Annotated in this window: 21 protein-coding genes; 9 read left to right on the top strand and 12 right to left on the bottom strand. The window is 40.6% G+C overall.

Annotated features, from left to right (window positions below):
• Positions 1-64 precede the first annotated feature (64 nt).
• From H7T98_RS09000 to H7T98_RS08985, 4 genes are all read right to left on the bottom strand, one after another.
• Positions 65-247, bottom strand: coding sequence for a hypothetical protein (locus H7T98_RS09000; RefSeq protein WP_037603851.1), 183 nt, complete (start codon positions 245-247; stop codon positions 65-67).
• 14 nt (positions 248-261) lie between these two features.
• Positions 262-3,252, bottom strand: coding sequence for a type I restriction endonuclease subunit R (locus tag H7T98_RS08995; protein WP_201061695.1), 2,991 nt, complete (start codon positions 3,250-3,252; stop codon positions 262-264).
• 102 nt (positions 3,253-3,354) lie between these two features.
• Positions 3,355-4,137 (bottom strand): SDR family NAD(P)-dependent oxidoreductase, encoded by a 783-nt coding sequence (locus tag H7T98_RS08990; protein WP_175061736.1) that lies wholly within the window; start codon positions 4,135-4,137, stop codon positions 3,355-3,357.
• Between the two features lie 31 nt (positions 4,138-4,168).
• Positions 4,169-5,326 carry an Mbeg1-like protein gene (locus tag H7T98_RS08985; protein WP_175061735.1) on the bottom strand — a complete coding sequence of 386 codons (1,158 nt, stop codon included), beginning with the start codon at positions 5,324-5,326 and terminating at the stop codon, positions 4,169-4,171.
• Between the two features lie 110 nt (positions 5,327-5,436).
• On the opposite strand from H7T98_RS08985, the gene H7T98_RS08980 reads away from it, so the two are divergent.
• Positions 5,437-6,063: a Pr6Pr family membrane protein gene (locus tag H7T98_RS08980; RefSeq protein ID WP_002890606.1), complete on the top strand. Its 627-nt coding sequence runs from the start codon at positions 5,437-5,439 to the stop codon at positions 6,061-6,063.
• 37 nt (positions 6,064-6,100) lie between these two features.
• On the opposite strand, the gene H7T98_RS08975 is transcribed toward H7T98_RS08980, so the two are convergent.
• Entirely contained in the window at positions 6,101-6,943 is an 843-nt protein-coding gene (locus tag H7T98_RS08975) for a Cof-type HAD-IIB family hydrolase (RefSeq protein ID WP_037603860.1), read from the bottom strand.
• A 151-nt stretch (positions 6,944-7,094) separates the two neighbouring features.
• On the opposite strand from H7T98_RS08975, the gene H7T98_RS08970 reads away from it, so the two are divergent.
• The 4 genes from H7T98_RS08970 (at position 7,095) to H7T98_RS08955 (ending at position 9,804) form a co-directional block, all read left to right on the top strand.
• The gene (locus tag H7T98_RS08970; protein WP_021144402.1) at positions 7,095-7,484 is read left to right on the top strand and encodes a hypothetical protein; all 390 of its coding nucleotides are present in this window, start codon (positions 7,095-7,097) and stop codon (positions 7,482-7,484) included.
• A 190-nt stretch (positions 7,485-7,674) separates the two neighbouring features.
• Positions 7,675-8,577 carry a glycoside hydrolase family 25 protein gene (locus H7T98_RS08965; RefSeq protein ID WP_037600402.1) on the top strand — a complete coding sequence of 301 codons (903 nt, stop codon included), beginning with the start codon at positions 7,675-7,677 and terminating at the stop codon, positions 8,575-8,577.
• 112 nt (positions 8,578-8,689) lie between these two features.
• Positions 8,690-9,163: an aminoacyl-tRNA deacylase gene (locus H7T98_RS08960; protein WP_139723923.1), complete on the top strand. Its 474-nt coding sequence runs from the start codon at positions 8,690-8,692 to the stop codon at positions 9,161-9,163.
• A gap of 2 nt (positions 9,164-9,165) precedes the next feature.
• Positions 9,166-9,804, top strand: a complete 639-nt coding sequence (locus H7T98_RS08955; protein WP_049545946.1) for a histidine phosphatase family protein — start codon at positions 9,166-9,168, stop codon at positions 9,802-9,804.
• A 100-nt stretch (positions 9,805-9,904) separates the two neighbouring features.
• Here the strand turns inward: H7T98_RS08955 and H7T98_RS08950 are convergent, their stop codons facing one another.
• The 4 genes from H7T98_RS08950 to H7T98_RS08935 all read right to left on the bottom strand — a co-directional run bounded on the left by H7T98_RS08950 (position 9,905) and on the right by H7T98_RS08935 (position 13,364).
• Positions 9,905-10,324, bottom strand: a complete 420-nt coding sequence (locus H7T98_RS08950; RefSeq protein ID WP_110980988.1) for a hypothetical protein — start codon at positions 10,322-10,324, stop codon at positions 9,905-9,907.
• A 57-nt stretch (positions 10,325-10,381) separates the two neighbouring features.
• Positions 10,382-11,284 (bottom strand): HAD family hydrolase, encoded by a 903-nt coding sequence (locus tag H7T98_RS08945; RefSeq protein WP_037600396.1) that lies wholly within the window; start codon positions 11,282-11,284, stop codon positions 10,382-10,384.
• A gap of 318 nt (positions 11,285-11,602) precedes the next feature.
• A complete protein-coding gene (locus tag H7T98_RS08940; protein ID WP_002885961.1) occupies positions 11,603-12,082 on the bottom strand; it encodes a hypothetical protein in 480 nt (159 codons plus the stop codon).
• 13 nt (positions 12,083-12,095) lie between these two features.
• The gene (locus H7T98_RS08935; protein ID WP_201061693.1) at positions 12,096-13,364 is read right to left on the bottom strand and encodes a LysM peptidoglycan-binding domain-containing protein; all 1,269 of its coding nucleotides are present in this window, start codon (positions 13,362-13,364) and stop codon (positions 12,096-12,098) included.
• A 227-nt stretch (positions 13,365-13,591) separates the two neighbouring features.
• Here H7T98_RS08935 and lysS point away from each other — a divergent pair, with 227 nt between their 5' ends.
• Positions 13,592-15,082 carry a lysine--tRNA ligase gene (gene lysS / locus H7T98_RS08930; RefSeq protein ID WP_070476419.1) on the top strand — a complete coding sequence of 497 codons (1,491 nt, stop codon included), beginning with the start codon at positions 13,592-13,594 and terminating at the stop codon, positions 15,080-15,082.
• A 52-nt stretch (positions 15,083-15,134) separates the two neighbouring features.
• Entirely contained in the window at positions 15,135-15,680 is a 546-nt protein-coding gene (locus tag H7T98_RS08925) for a hypothetical protein (RefSeq protein ID WP_201061690.1), read from the top strand.
• A gap of 117 nt (positions 15,681-15,797) precedes the next feature.
• Here H7T98_RS08925 and H7T98_RS08920 read toward each other — a convergent pair whose 3' ends face one another.
• Positions 15,798-17,303 (bottom strand): Sau3AI family type II restriction endonuclease, encoded by a 1,506-nt coding sequence (locus H7T98_RS08920; protein WP_038675709.1) that lies wholly within the window; start codon positions 17,301-17,303, stop codon positions 15,798-15,800.
• 202 nt (positions 17,304-17,505) lie between these two features.
• Between H7T98_RS08920 and dcm the strand changes: the two genes are divergently transcribed.
• Positions 17,506-18,780 (top strand): DNA (cytosine-5-)-methyltransferase, encoded by a 1,275-nt coding sequence (dcm, locus tag H7T98_RS08915; protein ID WP_038675708.1) that lies wholly within the window; start codon positions 17,506-17,508, stop codon positions 18,778-18,780.
• A 40-nt stretch (positions 18,781-18,820) separates the two neighbouring features.
• On the opposite strand, the gene H7T98_RS08910 is transcribed toward dcm, so the two are convergent.
• Complete coding sequence (locus H7T98_RS08910; RefSeq protein ID WP_138261750.1) at positions 18,821-19,129, bottom strand: hypothetical protein; 309 nt, start codon at positions 19,127-19,129, stop codon at positions 18,821-18,823.
• 197 nt (positions 19,130-19,326) lie between these two features.
• Between H7T98_RS08910 and H7T98_RS08905 the strand changes: the two genes are divergently transcribed.
• The gene (locus H7T98_RS08905) at positions 19,327-20,661 is read left to right on the top strand and encodes an Nramp family divalent metal transporter (RefSeq protein ID WP_037603898.1); all 1,335 of its coding nucleotides are present in this window, start codon (positions 19,327-19,329) and stop codon (positions 20,659-20,661) included.
• Positions 20,662-20,697: 36 nt separating this feature from the next.
• On the opposite strand, the gene H7T98_RS08900 is transcribed toward H7T98_RS08905, so the two are convergent.
• Positions 20,698-20,910, bottom strand: coding sequence for a YdbC family protein (locus H7T98_RS08900; protein WP_002886106.1), 213 nt, complete (start codon positions 20,908-20,910; stop codon positions 20,698-20,700).
• Positions 20,911-20,929 lie beyond the last annotated feature (19 nt).

Raw genomic sequence — 20,929 nt, 5'->3', positions numbered from 1 at the left:
ACGAGATATCGTAGCGTCTCGTGTTCTCGGAGATGTGTAGAAGATACAGCAAATATACCTACTTTTATTTAATGCTATTTTGATTTCCAATAACTTGATTATTTTCGTTTCCATTAACATACATTCTATTTTCTATTTGGTTATTTTTAATAACCTTAATTTCATTATAATTTTTTATAGAAATAATAGTTGAAATTATTGCAAAAATTGAAGCAATAATACCTAAAATTGTGTTGATTGTTTCCATAATATTTCCTCCTCCTACCTCCCCACTCTCAATGGTTCAATGACCTCTTCGATGAGTTTGGTGTAGGCTTCTTTGATGTGTTTTTTGTAGCTGAGCGGGTTGAGGGCATCAGCTGTTTCTGCTTTGTAGTCTTTGTAGCGTTGGCTCTTGGTGAGCTGGCTTTCTCCAGATTGCTTCTTAGCACCCTTGCGATAGTGTTGGACATAGTAACGAAGTTCATCGAGTCCGACATACCATTTTCTAGCAAAGCGTTTGAGATGGTCGTCAATAATGGCTTCAATCATAGTGTCTAAGACACCAGTGATAGATTGTCCTTGGTAATCTTTAGGATTGGCTTGGACTTCTTTCCACAGGTTTTGGATGATTTCGGCTAGTTTAGGATTGGTGCGTTCCAGGCTCTGGATGTAGTTATCAACCGTTTCGATATCCCTGTCACTGAGGGCCTGTGGACTATCCTCTTCCTGCTGAATCATACTTTGAATCAGTGTCAGGATGTAAGCATAGTTAATCTCATCGACTTGGACGGATTCCAGTTCGTAGTGGATATCAAAGAGATTATCATCACCATCGTCTTCTGCTCTGCTTTTGAGCTCTGCTAGGATATTTTGATAGATTCCTAGATAGGTTTCGAGCTTTTCATCTGATAGTCCTGTTTCCGCATAGATAGCCGCTTCATCGTATTCACTATAGACACGGATAGACGCCAGATACTTGTCAAAAGTTTGATAAGCCTTGGCAATGCGACGGAGTTGTGGGCTAGTGGCCTGCTCAATCGTGATGACATAGTTTTCCACATCTTCCACTTTTACTTGGAAGTCTATCCAGGCTTGGATGAAATTGGCTTTTTCTTCTGCCCAGTCTGGGGCAGTAACATCATTTTCACCACCGTTTGAGTAGAGTCTAAGGGCGTTATCCACAGCCTCTTTAAAGGCTTCTGGTCTTTGGAAGGTGATGATATGGCCATAGCGCTTTTTGCTGTCAAAGATGCGGTTGGTGCGACTAAAGGCTTGAATCAAATCCTGTGGACGCATGGGCTTACGGTCGATAAAGAGAGTTGATAGACAGGGGGCATCAAAACCGGTCAAAAGACGGTCAACGACGATGACCAAATCCAACTGCTCATTGCGAGGAATGTATTTATCTAACTTTCTGGCTAAACGATTATTGATATCCGTGTTAAAGCCACGCAAATCAGCCATAGTAAAATGGGTACCGAACTCCTGATTGTAGTCGTCCATGACCTGTTTCATGTGGTCTTGGTAGTCGATAGACTCTTCTTCATTTTCCGACACTGAGTAAGTGACCGTCATCTTTGGAAAGTCGGGTAGCACGCGCTTAGCTCGCTCTGACACCTTGACACGTTCCTGTCCTGCCTTGATACTCTTGAGCAGATTGTAATAAGCCTGAGCTTGTGGAATGGACTTAACCGTTAAGATAGCCTCGTAGGTCTTGCCCACACCATTTGGAAAGCCCAACTGTTGATAACTTTTGTTTAGGATAGCATCCAAGACTTCTAGCATGTGCTCTTTATCTTCATAAACAGAGTCAGGAAGGTCTTTTTCAGGAATCGGCGAAATAATGGTATTTCGATAATCCACCTTAAAACCAAGAACAGCCCCGTCATGGATGGCTTCTTTGACCGTATACTCGTGTAGGCGTTCCCCATATTGTTGGTGGGTGGTTTGTGCCAAATCGCCTAATTGCTTGCGTTTATTTTCCTTGAAAATCGGTGTGCCTGTAAAGCCATACCAGAGCGAATTGTGGAAAAAGCCCTTGATATCTTTTTGCGTCTGAGGCGTGACCGCACGGTGACATTCATCCACAACGAAAGCTACACGGAGGTCCTTGATTTTTTCCGAATCCTTTTGGTATTTACCTTCCCCAAACTTGCGCATCATGGTTGTGATTTTCTGGATAGTCGTCACAATCACACGCTTATCATTTCCTGCCAAACGCTTGACCAAGTCATGGGTATTGTCCGTTTCATCGATATCGATGACATCATTAGCAGCGTAAGAAAGAAAAGATGATGTCGTCTGCTGGTCAAGATCCCTACGGTCCACGACGAAAATCGTCTTCTGAATGGCTGGAATCTGCAAGAGGTTGCGAGCCACCTTGTAGGAGGTTAGGGTCTTACCAGAACCTGTGGTATGCCAGATATATCCTGATTCCTGTCGGCGAGAGGCATCTTGAACAGACTCGATGGCATGAATTTGATAGGGACGTAAGAGGATGAGGGCTTTTTTACTATCATCAATAACGGAGTACTGCATCACCATCTGATGGGCACGTGGAATAGACAGGACCTCATGGGCAAAGTCCATGAGACTGGTCATGGGTTTATTATCTTTATCCACCCAAGATGTCAAGAATTGTTTATTGAGTTTATCCTCTCGTGCAGCTGCGATATAACGTGTATCCACCTTATTAGTCACAACAAACATCTGAAGGGCAGAATAGATGCCACGTAACTTTCCTTCACGGTCATACTTTTTGATTTGATGAAAGGCATCCAAAAAGGCCACACGAGGACTCTTGAGCTCGATGTGGATAAGAGGAAGGCCATTAATCATCAGAGTTGTATCTAATCGACGGTCCTGATCTTGTGGATAAGCCTTGTCACGTTCTACTTGATTGACTACTTCGTAACTGGATTTTCCAGCAGCAATATTATCACGCCAGATGACAGAAAGTCGGATAGTCCCAAGGCTAGCATCTTCACGCTGTACCTCGACTTTAGCAATACCATTTTCACCCGCCAACCACTTAGCAGCTTCATAATAGTTAATGAAGTCAAGCTGGTTCTTGATTTGGCGCTTCTCCTGCTCAGTCAAGGGATGGTCAGCAAGTAGGGCAACATTATTTTGCGCTAACTTCTCAAAAAAGTTGTCCCATAATTGACCTTCGTTTTTTAAATCTGGGCGATAGGTCCACTGGCTCTCACCAGAGGTTAATTGCTCGATTAATTGACGTTCTATCTCAAGTTCTGGAGTAACAGGTGGCATGACTTATCCTTTCAACACTGTCGTAATCCCTTACATTATAGCATTTTCACGGTTTCTTTCATAGTTTTGGGAAAATTCAAACAAAAAAACACGGCCCGAAGGTCATGTTTTTATCATCTGTTTATCCCCCCTATGAATCGTAAACCCTGTGGCTTGTTGGTTAGCCATGATGGTCATGTCTGAAACCTGGACGCGTCGTGGTTGCTTGGTGACATAGAGGACAGCATCCGCAATATCTTGGGCTTGGAGGGCTTCCAAACCTTGATAGACCTTGGCTGCCTTGTCCTTGTCACCGTGAAAGCGAACTTGTGAAAAGTCGGTCTCAACGATACCGGGCTGAATGGTTGTCACCTTGATATCTGTGGCAATGGTATCAATACGCAAACCATCGCTGAAAGTTTTCACTGCGGCCTTTGTAGCTGAATACACAGCTGCACCTGCATAAGCATAGATGCCTGCTGTAGAGCCCATATTGATGATATGGCCCTCATTGGCAGCTACCATGCTTGGCAAAATCTGACGTGTCACCATCATTAAGCCCTTGACATTGGTGTCGAGCATGGTCAGCAGATCCCACTCTTCATAGTCTTGATAGGCTGTTAGGCCTAGTGCCAGGCCTGCATTATTGACCAAAACATGGACTTGCCCCACACTTTTGAGAATGGCTTGGCAAACATCCTTGACCATGTCCATATCGGTAACATCCAGTGCAAAAGTCCAAACTTTTTGGTCTGGATAGGTTGCTTGGAGCTCTTCTTTCAAGGCTTGAAGACGCTCCACACGGCGACCTGTTAGGATGAGATTTTCTCCCTCTTTAGCAAAGGCACGCGCCGTTGCTTCGCCAATTCCTGATGTTGCTCCTGTAATAAGTACGTTTTTAGGCATGATATCCTCCACTCCTATAGTCCAGCTGCCCCTAATCGTTATTTGTCAATTCACCCAACTTCTTGATAAAATCAGGAAGTTCTAGCTTGGGCAGGCTAGATTTCTTGTCCCCTGACTTCCAAAATATCGAGAGTAATTGGTTGAAACCATCTTGAAGAACCTTTTTTTGTTGGTCAGTAAGGTTGCCAAATTCTTGCAACAACTGACCTATCTTAGGGAGAGTTTTGATACTAATATCGTCTAGACTCTCAATTCCAGAATCAAGAATGGTATCAAAGAATAAATCACAGACCTGCTTGAGTTCTTGATTTGGCAAGGTCTCAATCCACTCTTGGAAGGTTTCTTCCAAACGTTGACTCAACTCTGTTGGCTGGTCCTCATAAACAAAATCATTTGCCACTAAATCAACCTCCCAAGTCAAGGCGTTATGTTGAGCAAATCCAATGCCTTCTGCTGCGACTAGCTGGGCAGGCCTATCCCAATAGAGCATAACCCCCACAACAGAATCTTGAGGTCTAATAACTGTCATCCTGGCTTTCAACTCTTGGTAAGAAGGCTTCTCTAAGAGGGGCTTCATCAAGCCCGGAGAATCAAGAAGCAAGAGCTCTGCTATTTGCTCACGCAAGACAGTCGAACTCTGAACAGCCGAATAGAGGGCAAGATTGCCACCCTTGGAGTGTCCGGAAACAGCGATATGGCCACTGAGGTTTGGCAAGTGCTTCTCCAGAAAGGCCATGGCTGAGCGATGCGCAGGAATTTCCCGACTGTAGGTCAACTGAAAATCCTCCTTCCAACCAATGACGCTATCATCGGTACCACGAAAGACAATCTGCTGGTAGTCCAATTCAGGCAGACTGAAAATCATAGCCGCAAACTGTTTTTCGACTTCCTTGTCCAAGACACTACAGTAGTCACTTAGATTAAGTCCAGCGAAACGCCTAGACCTGACCATGGCTTCAGCCAAATCTACCCGTTCCTTAGTCACCATGAAGCTGTAGTCTAGATTTAAGTCCTTCCCTTCAGCATAGTCATGTAAATTGATGGTTTCCTTCAAATCACTTGCTGAGAGCCATTTTTCATAAGTCAGGTAGCCAATCTCATTGATGCAAACCTTATCCAAGATATTTAGAGGCTCTTGATCAAAGGTAAGTTCCTTTACCTTTTCAAGATAATCGATTAGATTGGACATAGTAATCTCCTTGAAGTCTTTCTTACTTTGATTTTACTAGAATTTTCAAAAAATTGTTAGTGAAAAATGTGATATGATAAGAGAGATTATTTATTAGGAAAAGGAAGCTTATGACTATTTCACGATTTTACCGTATTTTACTAGCTCTTTGTGGACTGGTAGGAGTCTCTATCCAAATCCATGATGATGGTTGGGGCATGCTACTCTATTACACCGTTTTGTCCAATATCCTCGTCTTTTCTAGTTTGATTTTCTTTATCATCTATGACTTCAAAAAAGGAGATGCTACAACTAACACCAAACTCCTCCGCTACAAGGGTGGCGTAACCATGGCCATCCTCATCACTGGAGTCATCTATCATATCCTCTTGGCACCTATTACGGAACCTGAGAAATTCTGGACCCTCCGCAACTTCTTGGTCCACTATATTGTCCCTTGGGGGTTGGTGCTTGATACCCTTATTTTCGATGCTAAGAAAGCCTACCGTCTACGTGAGCCAATTTACTGGTCCGTGGTCCCTCTGTCTTACTTTGCCTTTGCCCTTCTAAATGGCTTGGTGCTAAAACTCCCAATTCCAGGTGCCAAAGATAGCCCCTTCGCCTACTTCTTTATCAATGTTAATAAATTTGGTTGGAACAAGGTCTTGGTAAACGTCCTGGTCATCAGTGCTGGGTATATCGCTGTTGGCTATCTCTTATATCTCTTGAAAAAATTTATCGGTCGTAAACCAGCATAAAATACAAACTGGGCTCCAAAAAGGAACTCAGTTTTTTCTATTGCAACAAGCCCAATTTATCAAAAGCTTTGTACAAGCCATCAGCTTCAACATCGTCTGTGACTAGGTCTGCCATAGCCAAGATTTCTGGACCACCATTTCCCATGGCAACACCAATCTCACAGTATTCCAACATAGGGATATCAATCTTGGCATCACCAAAAGCAATGGTCTCCGAACGCTCAGCCCCCAAATGTTCCAAAAGGACATCGATGGCATTGGCCTTGTTAATATCCTTAACACCTAGATCACCAAACAAGGCTGTTTCACCTCGACCTCCCCAAGTATGGGCTTCAAGCTGTGGAAAAGCTTCTTTTGAATCTAAATGGTCCTGATAGGATTCTAAAACGAAACTGACCTTGTTTAGGTCATCACGGTAGAGTTCTCTACCATACTGAAGGCCATGAAGAAAATCTTCTGGTTCTTTCCCCTCAACAGACGCTACAGATTGCCCCTTTTGAATAGCGTAAGTCTTAAGCGTCTCACGTGCCCGCTCCCGAAAATCAGGACTGGCAAAGAGACCGTTATTACTCTCAAGATAAAAAGCTAGATGACGTTGGGTCAACCAATCCACAATCTTAGCCGCATCTTCCTTAGAAATCAGCTCATGCATGAGGACTTGGCCATGATGCTCTACATAAGAGCCATTACCACCAATCATCCTATCCAAGCCAATTTCCCATAATTCTGGCTGCATTTCTGCCTTACTACGACCAGTACAAACATAGACCAGATTGCCCTTTTCACGGGCCTGACGAATAGCCTTGATTGCTGATTCTGGAATGCGGTTATGATAATCCACCAAGGTCCCATCAACATCTAAAAAAATAAGTTTTGACATGTTTTCACCTCGAGTCTTCTTTTACTTTATTATACCCTGATACTGCTACAGGAGATACTACTATCCTTGGACAAACTGATACTATCCTACGATAGTATTGTCTCCAATCCAATGCATTGCCATTTTGCATGAAAGAAGCTATGATGAAAGTATGAATGATTTAAAAACACTACTGAATCACCTGCCCTATAAATTAGCAGCCTATGATGCCCAAGGAAACTTTCTCTATGACAATGGTGGCGCTGACGGTAGTTTCTTCCCCCGTGAGTCTGAAAATCTGCCTGATTGGATCATGTCTGAAGTGCTAGCCTCTCCTACCAAAGAAAGAAGTTATCAGATTCCAACAGACAGTTTTGATCAAGTCCTCATCCAAACCTACCAAGCTGCTATCGACAACGAAGGAAAGGTACTAGGATTTTGGGAAACCATTTATGATTTGAAGCAACCTCTCAAGACCTATCTGGATAACTCTGCTCAAGCTCTTGTCGCCTGGTCTGATGCCACTAGTGGCGCTAGTTTCAAGGAGGAAACTGACTTTTAAGCTAAATTTCTTGCTTTAATAAATGAAAAATTCACTTAATTCAAGGATAGCTCAAAACACCTTTATTCATAAAATGTGCCTAAGTCAGCACTACAAAGGCTTTTTGGAAATCAGTCACTTTAATATCTCTCACAGAATTTATAAACATTCTATTTTGCATTTTTGCGCTATTTAAGGTAGAATGGGAGTAATGAGAAAAAGAATAAAACCGATCGTTGTTTACGTGGTTCTAGCTCTTTTAGGATTAGCATTAGTTATTGCAAATATTCACAATACGTCCAAACAACAGGCGCATCTTCAAAACGTGAAATCTGCTATTCCTTATGCTACTACACCAAAAACAACAACCAGTAGTACATCTAGCAGTTCCGACGAGGAGCTGATACTCAATCCCATTATCGACCTTTCAGGGTGGCAACTACCTCAGGATATCGATTACGATGTCTTGTCAAATCATATTTCTGGTGCTATCGTCCGCGTCTTCGGTGGATCACTGATTAGTAAGGATAGCAATGCCGCTAGTTCGAATGGGGTCGACAAATCTTTTAAAACACATATTAAAGAACTCAAAAAACGTGACGTTCCAGTTGCCGTCTATTCCTACGCTCAAGGTACTTCTGTCAAGGAGATGAAGGAAGAAGCTCGTATTTTCTACAAAAATGCTTCTCCATACAAACCGACTTATTACTGGATTGACGTCGAAGAGGAAACCATGTCTAACATGGAGCAAGGTGTCCAAGCCTTTCTCGCTGAGCTCAAACGACTTGGAGCTGAAAATGTTGGTCTCTATATTGGTGCTTATTTCATGCTCGAGCAAGAAGTTTCAACTAAAAACTTCGACGCTGTTTGGATTCCAGCCTACGGTACCGATTCTGGTTATTACGAGGCTTTACCAAACACTGAAATCGACTATGACCTTCACCAGTATACGTCTCAAGGAAGCCTTCCAGGTTTCGACAACATCCTAGATCTTAACCAAATCAATCCAGAGAAAAACAAACGTAAAACCTTTGAAAAACTCTTTGGTAAGATTAAGCAAAAACCAACTAAAAATAAGAAGACTACTTCGACAAGTTCATCTAGTAGTCAGTAAAAACCAGTGTCTAAGGCACTGGTTTTCTTCTTGTCAAATTGGTTTAGGCGTGTTCGGACGAATGTGTTATAATGGATGGTAGAAATGTATAACTTTAAAAGGAGATATGACAATGGCTAAGAAAGGCAAAGTCAAGAAAACCTTGGTTGACCAAATTCTTGATAAAGCTAAAATTGACCATGATAGCTTATCCTTCAATGGTTTAGAAGGAGAGCTTCCAGAAGATGTGGCACGTGAGAGCATTTATAAAACCCTCGCCCTTAAGGGAGATAAGACAGGACCAGTCATCGGCATCGTCCCTATCACCGAGCACCTGTCTGAAAAGAAATTAGCTAAAATTTCAGGGAACAAGAAAGTTCAAATGATTCCACAAAAGGATCTCCAAAAAACGACTGGCTATGTTCACGGAGCCAACAACCCAGTGGGAATTCGCCAAAAACACAATTTCCCTATTTACATCGATCAGTCTGCCCAAGAAGCTGGTTTCCTTATTGTCTCAGCGGGGGAAATTGGGCGTTCTATCCGTATCAATAGTCAAGATCTTGCTGATTTTGTTAATGCTGAATTTGCTGATATTAAGGAGTAATCATGAAACTGTATTTTGTACGTCACGGTAAAACCGAGTGGAACTTGGAAGGCCGACTTCAAGGCGCAAAGGGAGACTCGCCTTTGCTTAAAGAATCTATCGAACAAGTACGTGAGTTAGGTCACTATCTCAGTGACACACATTTTGACTTGATCTTCTCAAGTGACCTACCACGTGCTAAAAAAACCACTGAACTCATCATGGAGTCTCAAAAGCCTAAAGCTAAAGTTACCTACACTAAAGCTCTGCGTGAATGGCAACTTGGTAAACTGGAAGGGCAAAAAATTGCACTCGTTCAGGCCATCTATCCAAAAGAAATGGATGCTTTCCGTCATAACCTAGCCAACTTCCGTGCTAATGACTTCCAAGCTGAGTCTGTCTACCAGACAACCAAACGTGTGGCCGAATTTATTAAAACACTTAAAGATAGTGATGCTAAAAATGTCCTCATCGTCGGTCACGGAGCTAACTTAACGGCTTCTATCCGTACACTCCTTGGTTTTGAACCTGGTCTTCTTCGTAAGGCAGGAGGTCTTGACAATGCTTCTGTCACTATTCTCGAAACCAATGATTTCGAGCACTTCACTCTTAAATGTTGGAATGATACATCTTATATGGATGAACAAAACAAGATCAGCTAAATCATCGACTGACTTCATAAGACAAGCGATCCTGAACAAGGGTCGCTTTTTTGCACTCAAAAAGCCCTTAAAGCCTACTACTTCAAGAGCTTCACTTCCATTATTTCCAACTCGGTTCATCTGGCAAACGATTTAATTCGACACCAAAGTCTCGAGCCAAGTCTTCTAGTTCATTTTCAAAATCGTCTAGTTCCTGTGAGACAAGATCATACTGTCCTTCAGACAATAAACGCTTAAAACGAAGACCACGACTCAAGATAAATTCCACGTCTATTTTGGCAGTTCTATGGACATGTTCCCAATAGTTGTTAGCAAACCCTCTTTGCTTTTCCTCAGCATTAAGGTGGTCTACTAATGCATAATAGGAATCCCAAGCAACGCCCTTCATCTGCTCTGCATCTCTAATACCTTCGAAGAGATCGTCACGTTTGGCTTCGAGTGCTTCTACCTCTTTTCTCAAAGCATCACGTTCAGCACTTAGTGCTTCAATATCATGTTTCAAGTTGTTGATTTCTACCATTTTAAAACTCCTTATCTCACGTTCTAGACAATAAAACGGCCATACGAGGCCGCTCTATTATCTTCCATATTTCATACGAAGGATTTTTTCCTGGTTCGCATTCAAACGAAGAAGGATAACCACTTTATCAATACTCATATTGCTCTCAAGAAGACGTTCAGCCGCCATCATAAGACCATTATTGATACCTAGTTGAAGTACTGGATTTTCATTATCATTGATATCAAAGATATATTTGTTATTTGGAAGATCGAAAAGAACTTTTACCGCTCCAAAGAGTTGCTCAAAATTGTCGATTTCCAAGTCGAAGACTGGCTTAGTACCTGGTTTGAGGCTACGTCCACGGTGGTTAAACCACATAGAATGCCAGCCACCATTGAAGGCACCCATGACATCATTGTCATAAGAATCTCCAACGTAGAGCGTCGTCGATGGATTCATATCAAATTGCTCAGCTGCGAGGTTGAAGATTTCCTTCTCAGGCTTTTGGAAACCTGTCGCCTGACTGACGATGACACGCTTAGGGTCCACATAATCATAAAGCCCCAATTTCTTGACTTTCTTAAGTTGGTGCTCTGTTGGTCCATTGGTAATAATACCCATAGGAACATTTTTTTCCTTGAGGAAATCAAGGGTCATGCGCATCTCATCAAGCATGGTGATATTCTCCAACTCATGCTCGTAAACCTCTTGGAAATGGTTACCTGTTTCTTCATCAATTTCACGGTAGCCAAACTCCAAAAGGGTCTCTTTACAGCGCCAAAAACGGAAATACTCAGTTGTCCACTCACCGGCCATTACACGTGGAAAACCAACGTCAGAATAGTGGCGGAAACGAATGTAGGCTTGATTCATGTGGCTCATATCAAAGTCAGGGAAACATTTTTCCATGGCAATACGATAAGGTGCCTGTTGGTCATAAATAGTATCGTCAACGTCAAAAACAATAGAAGTAATCATCTGTCCGTTCTTTCTTATATCATTCTCTTGTCAGAGACTTAAATAAATTAGGAAACTAACAACTAAACTACTACATGAGTCAGCTCTTAATTTAATCTTCAGTCTTGCAAAAGTAAGCTTTAAGTCAACTGTCTTGGGGCAATCTTACTCGTCTGTTTTTTTCAGAATGCAATTGCCCAAACAGTCTTATTATACCGTTTTTGCCCTTTCTTTTCAATTTTCGACCCCACTTAAGGAAAGATTATTCGTGTTTTGAAGATAGAAAAAGGTTTGGAACAATTTGTCCCAAACCTAAAGCATCTTGTCATATTCAGATACTTATTTAATTTCTTTGAAGGTCATTTTTTGTTTGACTTCACCCTGACCACCTTTGGCAATCTGGTAATAGAAATCTTTTGATGTGAAGTGGTCGCCATAAGCAAAGACCTTGTTGTACTGCCATTGTGACAATTGATCATCCTCTTTTTTACCAAGAGTCAAAGTAGTTTTTGTCACACTGTATTCCCACTTAGCTGTTTGGTCATTATAGGCCTTGTCAAAATCAGTCTGGCTCTTAGCAGCATTAACCACTGTCGTACGGTCCTGACTCACAAGCGCCTTGTTCCCACCTTCTTGGAAGGCTACATACATGACACGATTATTGACCTCACCGTTTAGAGTACTTGAGTATTGGTAAACCTTACCAGGTACAACACTATCTAAATGGTGCGTTCCCCAGTAATAGAAAGCACCAAATCCAGCTCCCGTAACCAAGAGACAAGCAAGAACAACACTAATAATGATATTTCTCTTTGACATGTCTTGCCCCTCTCTATTCGTCACCAGTTAGGTCAGAGAAAGTTGCCTCTGAATCTGTTTCAGTGTGGCTTGAAGAACTTGATGATGAACGTTCAACACTTGATGAGCTTGAACTCATGCGTGTTTCTGTTTGAGAATCATCACTTGATGACGCCTTAGATTCTGAAGATTTTTCAGTACTTGATGATGAACTTTCTTTTTCTTTGTAAACATCAACGTTGAAAGCCCACTTATCACCCTTATAACTTACCTGAATTTGAGCATATTTTGACTTGATAAGATCTGAGATCTTACTATCCCTGTTAAGAGCGTCATAAATCTTTTCAGCGAGGGCTTTAGCATTGGCTTCAGTTTTAGCACCATCTTTAGGTCCGTTTTCAATGTCTTTAGCCTTTGGCGTTTCACCTTGAAGGTAGAGAGCTGTGCTTTCAGTGTCCTTCTTAGCTGTAGCATTTACACCAGTCTTATCATCTGCATGTGAGAAGAAAGTCCATGCAGGACTACCTGAGTGGTTTTGTTGATAGACTTGTTTGAATTCACTTTGAACCTTGTCTTGGAAAGCATCATCAGTCAGTTCTTTTTCCTTAGAACTTTCTGTGCTTGCTTTACTTTCACTACTGCTTGCTGTTGAGCTTGATGAAGCATCTTTAGATTCTGATGATGTTGAAGATGATTCCTTGCCATCTTTAGAATCTTTAGTGTCTTTGTCTTTGTCGTTGTTAGTCGTATTATTTGAGAATGAAACGCTATTGTCAGAATTATCTGGAGCGTAAATCACTGTATTCTTAGAATGGTCATCAGAGACAAAAGTGCTGTTATTGATAATTACTCGGTTGTTATCACCGTAGTAGTTGTTGATAACAATCTTAGAATGTGCACAACGGTAACCATTACCAGTCACATGGTAACCTGCTGGGACATCACCATCACGTTTCAAGATGAGGACATCACCTGCGAAGATAAGATCAATATTCTGAATATTGTTATCGTAGGCTAATTTTTCAATAGAAATTCCAGTTGCTTGAGAGATTCCCCACAAGGTATCTCCCCATTGAATCACGTATTGTTGGCCATCTAACTGCTGTGGATTGATGTTCTGAGTTGTCAAATTATTTGTAATTTGTTCAGGTGTGCTGGCAATCCAGTTTGTAATATCAGCAGCGTGAGCACTTGTTTGATTTTGATAAAAGCTATCTGCTAACACAGATACCGTAGGCATCCCAATGGGTGCTAGTAAAGCGCCAAGCATCACGGCTTTACTAACATAATTTTTCTTTTTCATCGCATTTCCTCCTTATATCATACGAAACTTACTTTGCTATTGTACACCCTTTTTATTATATTTGTCAATAAATTCTATAACTTTCTAATCAAAGGTTAATGCTAGTTAGCGATTTGTCCTAAAAATAGACAAATCCTAGCTTTATTTATCTGACATTTAATCATTTGTCCTATCTTTAGAAGATGATTTATGATACAATAATTACGACTATTTTATGGAGGACTAACATGTCAAATCAACACATGGAAGAATTGAACGATCAACAGATTGTCCGTCGTGAAAAAATGACGGCCTTGGCTGAACAAGGAATCGATCCTTTTGGTAAGCGATTCGAACGCACAGCTACATCTGGTCAATTAAAAGAAAAATACGCTGACAAAACAAAAGAAGAATTGCACGAAATCAACGAAACTGCTACTATCGCAGGTCGTTTGATGACTAAACGTGGTAAAGGTAAAGTTGGCTTCGCCCACATCCAAGACCGCGATGGTCAAATCCAAATCTACGTGCGTAAAGATGCTGTCGGTGAAGAAAACTACGAAATCTTCAAGAAAGCTGACCTTGGTGACTTCCTCGGTATCGAAGGTGAAGTTATGCGTACAGATATGGGAGAACTTTCTATTAAAGCTACTCATATCACACACTTGTCTAAAGCCCTTCGTCCATTGCCTGAGAAATTCCACGGACTTTCAGACGTTGAAACAATCTACCGTAAACGTTACCTCGATTTGATTTCTAACCGTGAAAGCTTTGACCGCTTTGTCACACGTTCAAAAATCATTTCTGAAATCCGTCGCTACCTCGATGCTCAAGGTTTCCTTGAAGTAGAAACACCTGTCCTTCACAATGAAGCTGGTGGTGCTGCTGCTAAACCTTTCATCACTCACCACAATGCACAAAACATCGACATGGTGCTTCGTATTGCGACTGAGCTCCACCTCAAACGCCTCATCGTTGGTGGTATGGAACGCGTTTATGAAATCGGACGTATCTTCCGTAACGAAGGTATGGATGCTACTCACAACCCTGAGTTCACATCTATTGAAGTTTACCAAGCATACGCTGACTTCCACGATATCATGAACTTGACTGAAGGTATCATCCAACACGCTGCTAAAGCTGTTAAAGGTGACGGACCTATCAACTACCAAGGAACTGAAATCAAGATCAACGAACCATTCAAACGCATCCACATGGTTGACGCTATCAAGGAAATCACTGGCGTTGACTTCTGGCAAGACATGACTTTGGATGAAGCCAAAGCTATCGCTGCTGAAAAGAATGTTCCAGTTGAAAAGCACTACACTGAAGTTGGTCACATCATCAACGCCTTCTTCGAAGAATTCGTTGAAGAAACATTGATTCAACCAACATTCGTTTACGGTCACCCAGTTGCTGTGTCTCCATTGGCTAAGAAAAACCCAGAAGACCCACGCTTCACTGACCGTTTCGAACTCTTCATCATGACTAAAGAGTACGGAAATGCCTTCACCGAATTGAACGACCCAATCGATCAATTGTCACGTTTCGAAGCACAAGCTGCTGCTAAAGAACTCGGTGATGACGAAGCAACAGGCATCGACTACGACTACGTTGAAGCCCTCGAATACGGTATGCCGCCAACAGGTGGACTCGGAATCGGTATCGACCGTCTCTGCATGCTCCTCACTGATACAACAACTATCCGTGATGTCTTGTTGTTCCCAACGATGAAATAATAATCATATCCCATTATTTGAATAATGGGATATTTTTATATGAGGTATAAAGATGTTTAGAAAACTGAAGTCCCTTTTTAAGAAAAAATCAACTGTAATTGAACAGCCTGAGACAAAGAGAGAAGAAAGCCAATTAGACTTTCCCATAGACCGCGCAGATTATTTTTTCGATCATGCACTTGTATTTTATTGTGAAGAAAATGATATACCGTCAGAAAAACTAAGCAAATCAGATATGCTAGAGATTAGCAAAAGAGCTGCCTTTCATCTCAGTGTCTTCGTAGTTTGGCTAGCAAAACATGATTTTCTGAATCCCCAAAGTGATGGATTTAACCTTGAGGATGCACAAAAACTCAAGAATGAAACGATTATGGGTACAGACTATCTCTTTAAACATCTTGATGAAAAACTCTATTCATCTGATATTAGTGACACACTCCTCCCCTTCATCTCTGATTTTTATGAAGATTACATGGATTTCTGTTATACAGTCTTGGTTGATGATGTTGCTAAAACTGAATTTGATTGGAAAATCTATCACTTGGTTGAAGAGGATATCGACGAAATATTCAGTCAATATAAAACTCACATCGGATAATATGAAAAAACGCTTCTCTCATCTCGAGAGAAGCATTTTCTTATTTCCAAAATTTTGCTTTTGATGCTGCGAGACATTGTTTCAATCGCTTTTTCACAGTAGAGGGTCTTGATAATGTTATTCAAAGAATTCTTTAACCTGCTCATACATATATCCAGGACTAAACCACCACGACTGTTTCGTCATGTAATAATCATGAAATTCATTAATTTTATCATCCGGGACATTAATCCATGTACTTTTGTGTGGGAGTCTCATTGCCAACTTTTTATTAGGAATGTAACAGGATTTTTTACTCGATGGTCTAATATGAAAAACAGTACCTTTACCACTTTCAGATGGTAAATTATTTTCAATAATATAACCTTTTTTTAGATTACTACTTTTATAGGAGAGTTCAACCCCCTTCTCAAATATCTGCTTAGCTTTTGTCCATATTTGCCCCACTGTAATCAAATCTTCATCGGGTACATACCAAAACTTAGCACCCTTAAAGATAGTTTCTTCATTTTTCTTCTCAAAAACTACTAACAGGAACTTATAAGTCGATAGATAGTTATATACATCTGATTCTTCCCAATCAACGGCAAGCATTTCATTTGGATCCACATTGTAATTTCCATCTGGTAATTGTAACTTTAATCCTTCTTTCAACTTTGGATAGGTATGTTTTTTTGTAGAATCGTAAGTTACAATTTTTACAGCAATACCTGATTTTTTGAACTCATCGGTTTCTTGGATATCTGATGATATATTCAACATTTTTCTTGCTAGAAGAGCTGAGCTTGATTTATCATTTTTGTCTTTTATAGTTACATCAAATTGAGATGCCAATTCTCTCTTCGTTTTTCCAATAAATGGAGCAAATCTATCAACAATAATTTCTTCAAATGATTTTTCTTTTAATTCATTAATATCTTTAAATATTGTTTCACTAGTTTTATCCCCCATTAACCTTCTAGCAAACTGCGTCATATATGAAGGTTTAAATGTAAATGCCCTTCTGTGTGCTTTAACATCACTAAAAGGCTGGGAAGTCATGTTTCTTTCAGTTTTCGAACCTTTTGTTGTCGCAGCTAAATATTTCGTCAGTTTATCTGATAATTCTTCTGCTTTTCCTTCCTTTATCTTATCTACAATTTTTTCCCAGTCAGACTTAATGATTAATAAATCCTCTTCAGATATATCTTTCATAATATCAAATAAATGTGCATTAACAATACACATATCTGGATAATCAATATTATTTAAGTATTGATAGTATAATAATTCCGTGAGATTTGCCTTTTCGAGAAAAGAAGCATTTTCAAAAGACCTTTTGTATTCATCATTAAAGTCAAAAATATTTAATGTCAGCCTTTCCTTTGCACTCCAACCTTTTTTTGTTTCTATTATAGGAGTTACCTTAATCTCTAAATTTAAATAAGGAATATCTGCCTCTGCCCTTGAATTATTAGGAATATGAAACCAATCACTTTCTATCGCATTACCTAACCAACCTTTATTATTTGGCGATGCATAATATTTTTCAACTGTTTCTTCTGAAACTAGATTACGAATTTTTTGTCCCACTGCTTTTTTTGCATGCTTATGAACTTCTTCTACTGAATTCCATTTTGTCATTTTACGCCCTCTGTATATAAATAGGATATTACCTATATTCTAACAAAATACAATTAAGAATGTTTATTATTAGCAATCTACAGTAAAAATTAAGCAACTTTATATAAATTACATCACTTACATTGTTCTTAATATTTCGATTTTAAAACTTGATCAATTACGAATAATAAGATATAATTAACATACTGAAAAGGAGAATAGAATGAACGTTTTAGAATTATTTGCGGGTGTTGGGGGGTTCCGTATAGGACTCGAAAATGCTCACCCTGATTATTTCGAAACATTATGGAGCAACCAATGGGAACCTTCGAGGAAGTCTCAGGATGCTTTTGAAGTATACAATTATCATTTTCCAGACAGTGAAAATATTAATGTTAGCATCGCTGATATTACGGATGAACAGTTTGCTGAAATGAATGCGGATATGATTGTCGGTGGTTTTCCCTGTCAAGACTACTCTGTGGCTCGTAGCAAAAAGAACGAACAAGGTATTGAAGGACAAAAGGGTGTCCTTTTCTGGGAAATCATTCGAGCGACTAGGATTATTAGACCGAGATTTCTTATTCTAGAAAATGTTGACAGACTTCTAAAAGCTCCTTCAAAACAGCGTGGTCGAGACTTTGCTATTATGTTGACTGCGTTTAATAATCTTGGATATTCTGTTGAATGGCGTGTAATCAACGCTGCTGATTACGGTCGCAGTCAAAGACGTCGTCGTGTGTTTTTCTTTATCTATCGAAATGATATTCCATTCGCACATCAAATGGATCAACGATTTGAAGAACAAGAACAAGTTTTTGATGAAAATAGATACGACGATTATATTTTTCATGAAGGACTGTTTGCAACCCAATTTCCTATTTTGAATACACCAGTCAAAAAACGCCATGTCTACTATGAACTCCCTGAGGATATCGTTGAGGTTTCTGATAACTTCTCAGGAACTGTTTGGAATACTGGTGTTATGCGTCATGGTAGGTACTATTCTATTGATACTGCACCTAACTATGATGGTGAACCAATTACATTAGGTGAGATTCTTCAAAATGAAGAGGAAGTCCCTGAAAAGTTCTTTATTAATGATCCAGCCAAACTCGAAAAGTTCCAGTATTTGCGAGGGCCTAAACGAATCGAACGTACCTCTGCGGATGGACACACCTATATTTACTCTGAGGGAGGAATGTCACCAACCGACGACTTAAACCTTCCCGGTCGTACCATGCTAACTTCAGAAGGGACAGTTAATCGCTCTACTCATTTCTTGAATGTTAATGGAAAATATAGGCTTATTACTCCTGTCGAGGCAGAACGTTTACAAGATTTCCCTGATAACTGGACAGCTCTAAAAAGATTATCTGACGGTACTGTTACCGAGGTTTCTGATAAGATGCGAATGTTCTTTATGGGAAATGCATTAGTGACAGACATTGTAAGAAAAATCGGTGAATTTATTGTAGAAATCGATATTGCTGGATAATATTTAAAAACGCTTCCCTCAAGTCGAGAGAAGCATTTTCTTATTTCCAAAATTTTGCTTTTGAAGCAACAACCCAAGCTGATAGACAAGCTAGTGCTACTACTGCATAGATAGCGTATTGTTTCGCAGGATAAAGCCAGGCTTTGTTTTCTTCATGCCAGCGAGACTTCCAAAGGCCGATGTAATCGCCCGTCATTCCAGGATTTTTAAGGCGCTCCATGTAATTGGCAGGTAGGTTATCAGGCTGATTCATCTGCACGTTAATGATAAAGATAAGCAAAGCAAGCGCAATGACAACTAGGAGTGCCAGGGTAATCTTTTTCTTAGCTGTTAGTTGAAATGTTTTCAATTATTTTTCTCCCTCATTTATGAAATAATCTACTCATATAGTTTAGTATAAAAAGGCAATTCTGAAAAGTCCTCTATGACACCAATGTAAGATAAGTCAAAACCTTGCACATCTTTCTCATAGTGTTATAATTAGGTTGTCTGGCTGAGTGGTAATGGTGATGCTTCCATTCAGATAAGACTTAGAAAGAGGTGTTTATGACATATTCAAAAAAGGTTTCCCTTTCTGAGGTAAACCAATCCATAGATACACCAAATAATAATCGCTTTTGGCAAAATCTTAAGGCTTTCTTGGGACCTGGGGCTCTTGTGGCCGTGGGTTACATGGATCCAGGGAACTGGATTACCAGTGTCGTCGGTGGGGCGACCTACAAGTACAGTCTTCTTTTTGTCATCTTAATTTCATCTTTAATAGCTATGCAGTTGCAACAAATGGCCGGGAAATTAGGGATTGTGACCCAAATGGACCTGGCCCAAGCGACTGCCTACCACTCGCCCAAATGGTTGCGATACACGCTTTGGGTGATTCTGGAGCTTGCCTTAATGGCGACGGATTTGGCTGAGGTGCTTGGTTCTGCCATCGCACTGAACCTGCTCTTTGGTATTCCAATTATGGTTGCCATTCTGGTGACAGTCCTAGATGTCTTCCTACTCCTACTCATCATGAAGCTGGGATTCAAGAAAATCGAGGCTATTGTTTCAACCTTGATTTTGACCATCTTGGTTATCTTTGTCTACCTGGTAGCCTTGTCTGAGCCTAGTATTACGGGAATCCTCGAGGGTTATCTCCCTACGCCAGCGCTCTTTGAGCCACATGCTGCTGGGCACACCAACCAGTTGACTTTGGCACTTGGGATTGTGGGTGCAACCGTTATGCCACATAACCTCTACTTGCACTCATCCTTGTCACAGACTCGTAAGGTTGACTATTCTGATGGTAAAGATGTGACAAAGGCTGTCCGTTTCATGACCTGGGACTCCAACATTCAGTTGACTTTGGCCTTTGTGGTTAACTCCCTCCTCTTGATTTTGGGTGCAGCTCTCTTCTTTGGCCACGCTTCTGATATTTCAGCTTTCTCACAAATGTACAATGCCCTTCAGGACTCTAAGATTGCTGGTGCGGTTGCTAGTTCAACACTTTCAACCCTCTTTGCCTTGGCACTCTTGGCTAGTGGTCAAAACTCTACCATTACTGGTACCCTAACTGGTCAAATTGTCATGGAAGGCTTCCTCCACATGAGGTTACCTCAGTGGGTTATTCGTTTGTTCACACGTCTCTTTGCACTGCTTCCTGTTATCGTTGTAGCCATTCTCTACGGCGATCAAGAAAAGACCCTGGATCAACTCTTGGTTTATTCACAAGTATTCCTTTCAATTGCCTTGCCATTCTCTATCTTCCCTTTGATTTACTACACTTCTAAGAAATCACTCATGGGAAAACACGTCAATGCCAAGTGGAATACCTTCCTTGGTTATGCCATCGCTATTGTCCTAACCATTCTCAATCTCAAACTTATCTTTGATACGTTTTAAACAAAAAAATAAGGCCAGCGCCATGCTGACCTTGTTTTAGTTTTTGAAGGCGTCAACGAGAACTTGGAATTCTTCGTTGCTGAGGGTAATCCCCTTGCCCATCTTGGTATGGTCTGGACTCCATGTACGGATGTCATACTTAGCTGGTGCGCCATTGAAACTCACACGATTGAGTTCCTTAGTCCAACCCTTGTCATTCTCAGACAAGACCAAGAGTTTTTCTTCAATTTCAAATGAAAATTCTGCCATTTGCTTACCTCCACTAGCT

Origin of the sequence: Streptococcus sp. 23.2, assembly GCF_016648665.1 — a bacterium.
Lineage (GTDB): Bacteria > Bacillota > Bacilli > Lactobacillales > Streptococcaceae > Streptococcus > Streptococcus salivarius_E.
This window is presented reverse-complemented; position numbering and strand designations above follow the sequence as displayed.

Coding starts and splice junctions, on each gene's coding strand:
- H7T98_RS09000 (WP_037603851.1), bottom strand. CDS start 247: ATGGAAACAATCAACACAATTTTAGGTATTATTGCTTCAATTTTTGCA.
- H7T98_RS08995 (WP_201061695.1), bottom strand. CDS start 3,252: ATGCCACCTGTTACTCCAGAACTTGAGATAGAACGTCAATTAATCGAG.
- H7T98_RS08990 (WP_175061736.1), bottom strand. CDS start 4,137: ATGCCTAAAAACGTACTTATTACAGGAGCAACATCAGGAATTGGCGAA.
- H7T98_RS08985 (WP_175061735.1), bottom strand. CDS start 5,326: ATGTCCAATCTAATCGATTATCTTGAAAAGGTAAAGGAACTTACCTTT.
- H7T98_RS08980 (WP_002890606.1), top strand. CDS start 5,437: ATGACTATTTCACGATTTTACCGTATTTTACTAGCTCTTTGTGGACTG.
- H7T98_RS08975 (WP_037603860.1), bottom strand. CDS start 6,943: ATGTCAAAACTTATTTTTTTAGATGTTGATGGGACCTTGGTGGATTAT.
- H7T98_RS08970 (WP_021144402.1), top strand. CDS start 7,095: ATGAATGATTTAAAAACACTACTGAATCACCTGCCCTATAAATTAGCA.
- H7T98_RS08965 (WP_037600402.1), top strand. CDS start 7,675: ATGAGAAAAAGAATAAAACCGATCGTTGTTTACGTGGTTCTAGCTCTT.
- H7T98_RS08960 (WP_139723923.1), top strand. CDS start 8,690: ATGGCTAAGAAAGGCAAAGTCAAGAAAACCTTGGTTGACCAAATTCTT.
- H7T98_RS08955 (WP_049545946.1), top strand. CDS start 9,166: ATGAAACTGTATTTTGTACGTCACGGTAAAACCGAGTGGAACTTGGAA.
- H7T98_RS08950 (WP_110980988.1), bottom strand. CDS start 10,324: ATGGTAGAAATCAACAACTTGAAACATGATATTGAAGCACTAAGTGCT.
- H7T98_RS08945 (WP_037600396.1), bottom strand. CDS start 11,284: ATGATTACTTCTATTGTTTTTGACGTTGACGATACTATTTATGACCAA.
- H7T98_RS08940 (WP_002885961.1), bottom strand. CDS start 12,082: ATGTCAAAGAGAAATATCATTATTAGTGTTGTTCTTGCTTGTCTCTTG.
- H7T98_RS08935 (WP_201061693.1), bottom strand. CDS start 13,364: ATGAAAAAGAAAAATTATGTTAGTAAAGCCGTGATGCTTGGCGCTTTA.
- lysS (WP_070476419.1), top strand. CDS start 13,592: ATGTCAAATCAACACATGGAAGAATTGAACGATCAACAGATTGTCCGT.
- H7T98_RS08925 (WP_201061690.1), top strand. CDS start 15,135: ATGTTTAGAAAACTGAAGTCCCTTTTTAAGAAAAAATCAACTGTAATT.
- H7T98_RS08920 (WP_038675709.1), bottom strand. CDS start 17,303: ATGACAAAATGGAATTCAGTAGAAGAAGTTCATAAGCATGCAAAAAAA.
- dcm (WP_038675708.1), top strand. CDS start 17,506: ATGAACGTTTTAGAATTATTTGCGGGTGTTGGGGGGTTCCGTATAGGA.
- H7T98_RS08905 (WP_037603898.1), top strand. CDS start 19,327: ATGACATATTCAAAAAAGGTTTCCCTTTCTGAGGTAAACCAATCCATA.
- H7T98_RS08900 (WP_002886106.1), bottom strand. CDS start 20,910: ATGGCAGAATTTTCATTTGAAATTGAAGAAAAACTCTTGGTCTTGTCT.